Origin of the sequence: Caenibacillus caldisaponilyticus, assembly GCF_002003465.1 — a bacterium.
Lineage (GTDB): Bacteria > Bacillota > Bacilli > Bacillales > Sporolactobacillaceae > Caenibacillus > Caenibacillus caldisaponilyticus.
The window spans coordinates 1-2,679 of record NZ_BDDQ01000100.1; the positions used below are offsets into that span (position 1 = coordinate 1).

The following is a 2,679-nucleotide window of genomic DNA, read 5'->3' on the forward strand; positions in this document are numbered from 1 at the left end:
CTTGGTTAAACCCATAATAGGGATTGCAAGCATGGACCATCATTTCGATACCATTAAAAGTCACCTTAGATTTAACTTTTAGAGGTTTACAATTAGGCGTATTGACGGTGTCCATAAAGATAATCCCTTGCGTTTCGATTTCTTCCCCATTAGCATCCATGCGGATTGCCGTTTTGGGTTCAAAGCGAACGCAATCGATCGTTTCCGGATCGCCCCACGACTCCCCAAAATTGCCTTGGCCTAGATATTCCTCGTAAACAATAGAATGTATGAGAAGTTGTTTAGGAATTGGACGAATAATGGGCACGTTGCACCACATCCAATCCACGATATAGAAGGCCTGTTGGCTCCAAATAGGCCAAAGCATTTGGGCTGATTCGATCTGCATTTTTATTATCGTTTGCTTGCGATCCGCCATAGCTGAATGAGCCGATAGAAACATTACCAATGGTTTGCGCTCCGGCGTTCACATCGGCATCTCCACCCATGACGACGTAATATTCCACCTGTGCAGCAGTCGCCTTCTTAACATACTCCTGAACCACTGGAGCTAATGCGTTAAAATCACTGATTTTAAAACCGGTCACTTGATCAATAAGATCACTTGCCCGTTCAATATATTTATCCAATTCTGAGCCCGCGTCAGCCCCTCTGTACGTGTTTTGATAGTAATCAGCATCAATGTAACCCATCCAGCAAAACTCCCCTCAGAAGGGAAAAGAGGGCCGTTATTTGCCCTCTTCTTTCTTATTGGATTTCTTCGGTTTTAAATCTTCTTCCGTCACTTCTTCATACCCGAGTGTTTTGAGTTCTTTGATCTTGGCTGCATTATCCTCACGCAAAATCACATTTTCCTTACGCAAAATAGCCATTAAAACCCCTCCTATCAAGACTTGGCCGTCGTACCATATGAAGCAACGACGCCATCGGCTTTATTTTTGAGAACAAACAAGTCATGATAGAGACGATTTTGGTAAAGATAACCGTCACCTTGAGTGTGTTGCCCGGGCGCAAACAAGTAAACAGAGTTTAATTTAGCCTTCGCAACAATCGCACCGCGGTAAACGATTATCCAGTTCAAAGCGTACGATCCGGGCGCAGCAACAAATCCATCCGTGAAATCAAAGGAAGTATGAAACCGGTCGACATCAAATACTTCGACCAAGCGGATACCATCTAACGTAGTGACACGGGTTTCAATCACGGTTCCGGCATTGTCCAAGTTAATTTGGCCTTTGCCTTCCTTATATTGCTCGATGGCGTCCATGACGTCAGTAGATACATAAGCGACGAGATTCGCGGTCCCATATTTGCGGACTTTCTTAATGTCCCGTTTAAGCTTGGCCACAACATCATCCGGCGAAACATCTTCGCTCGTCGCATTACCGCTTGCGATGGCTTTCGTGGCCATTTTCGAAAAGCGATAAGCGTCGATTTCCGGCCCGGCATGTTCATTCAAAAATACTCGAGTGAGATTGGCCGCGCTTGCCGCTTGGTTAGACTCATCAACATCCATTTGATCCACGAAGAATTCGACGTCACGGTCAAACGAGAGCGTATACGGTTCATGGGTGACTTCAACCGTGCCGCGGTTATACCCACCATTGCGGCTATGGGTTTTGTAGCCACTAACAGAAAGAGTCGGAACATGAAAAGTCCGAGCACCCATCCATTGAACATTCGGTGTTTCCAAATCGTTGGTTAAAGTCGCTTGTTTAATCACTTGATCAAGTTCTTGTTGATATTGTTCAGCGTAGTTAATAACGTTTCCCATTAGCTATTTCCTCCTTTTAATCCAAGCGCGGCGATGAATGGGTCCGTCGCGCCCCCTTTTTGATGTTGCCCTGTTGTAAATATGGGCTTTTTGCCATTATCCTCTTGTGCATCTTGCTGTGCTTTGAAATGCGGATATTTCTCAAGCACTTTTTGAATGGCTTGGTCCATATCCACTTCATCAGTCACAAGATTTTTGGCCAGGACTACAACATCCTCGACCGATTCAGCTTTAACGCCAGCTTTTAAAGCGGAAAGCTGTGCTTTGAGCGTTGCATTTTGCTCAACAAGAGAACCTTTTTCCTTCTCCAAAGATTCTAGGCGTTCGGTCTGTTTCTGCGCCTCGGTTTTTTGGCTGTCCTGCCATTCTTTGAATTTTTTGAGACCCTCTTTAGCATTTTCAAAGTCTTCGATACCCAGCTGCCGCAGCAGCTTTTCGGTGGCCTTTTTCGTCTCGCGCGCGACAATATTGTTTACGTCTTCCTGGGTGAATGTCTTATTATCCTGTTGATCTTGTTGCTGTTGTTGAGATTGGTCTCCCCCAGCGTTTTGGTCCGGTTGCTGGTCACCGGATTGGCCGCCACCATTGTCATCTGCGGCGAAGAATTTGAAATTCAAGCGATATAGAAAATCGTTCATAAGATTCATAGTTTAGCCCTCCAATTATGGATAATGATTCTTCCGTTTTCTTTAACGCCCACTACGGATAAACGGGCAAGAAAAAAGCCGTATCATTTCGATACGACTCAATAGATCTGTTCTCGATTATACCGACGCGTTCTATCGGTCTGCTTAATAAATTCCCTCATGACAGCCTGTCGCTCTCTTACCTTAGCCGCTGCCAGCTTTGCTCCTTCATCATCACCCATGGCTTCCATCATGGCTTTTTCGCGTTTAGCTTCCCGA

The 2,679-nt window shown here is 45.2% G+C and carries 5 protein-coding genes; all 5 read right to left on the reverse strand.

The features are described 5' to 3' along the window. Positions 1-307, reverse strand: a 307-nt coding sequence (locus CCB157_RS16360) for a putative minor capsid protein (RefSeq protein ID WP_077616886.1), incomplete at its 3' end; no start/stop codon positions are given. After that, positions 282-692, reverse strand: a complete 411-nt coding sequence (locus CCB157_RS17765) for a head-tail connector protein (RefSeq protein ID WP_077616887.1) — start codon at positions 690-692, stop codon at positions 282-284. The genes CCB157_RS17765 and CCB157_RS16360, both read right to left, overlap by 26 nt. 36 nt (positions 693-728) lie before the next feature. Then, positions 729-872, reverse strand: a complete 144-nt coding sequence (locus CCB157_RS17770; RefSeq protein ID WP_158077365.1) for a hypothetical protein — start codon at positions 870-872, stop codon at positions 729-731. Between the two features lie 14 nt (positions 873-886). Next, the gene (locus tag CCB157_RS16370) at positions 887-1,774 is read right to left on the reverse strand and encodes a hypothetical protein (RefSeq protein WP_077616888.1); all 888 of its coding nucleotides are present in this window, start codon (positions 1,772-1,774) and stop codon (positions 887-889) included. Continuing rightward, complete coding sequence (locus CCB157_RS16375; RefSeq protein WP_077616889.1) at positions 1,774-2,421, reverse strand: hypothetical protein; 648 nt, start codon at positions 2,419-2,421, stop codon at positions 1,774-1,776. The genes CCB157_RS16370 and CCB157_RS16375 overlap by 1 nt, the downstream gene beginning before the upstream one ends. Positions 2,422-2,679: the final 258 nt, after the last annotated feature.

What these genes read in the sequence shown, in the direction of transcription:
- CCB157_RS17765 (WP_077616887.1), bottom strand. Translation starts at nt 692, where the DNA reads ATGGGTTACATTGATGCTGATTACTATCAAAACACGTACAGAGGGGCT.
- CCB157_RS17770 (WP_158077365.1), bottom strand. Translation starts at nt 872, where the DNA reads ATGGCTATTTTGCGTAAGGAAAATGTGATTTTGCGTGAGGATAATGCA.
- CCB157_RS16370 (WP_077616888.1), bottom strand. Translation starts at nt 1,774, where the DNA reads ATGGGAAACGTTATTAACTACGCTGAACAATATCAACAAGAACTTGAT.
- CCB157_RS16375 (WP_077616889.1), bottom strand. Translation starts at nt 2,421, where the DNA reads ATGAATCTTATGAACGATTTTCTATATCGCTTGAATTTCAAATTCTTC.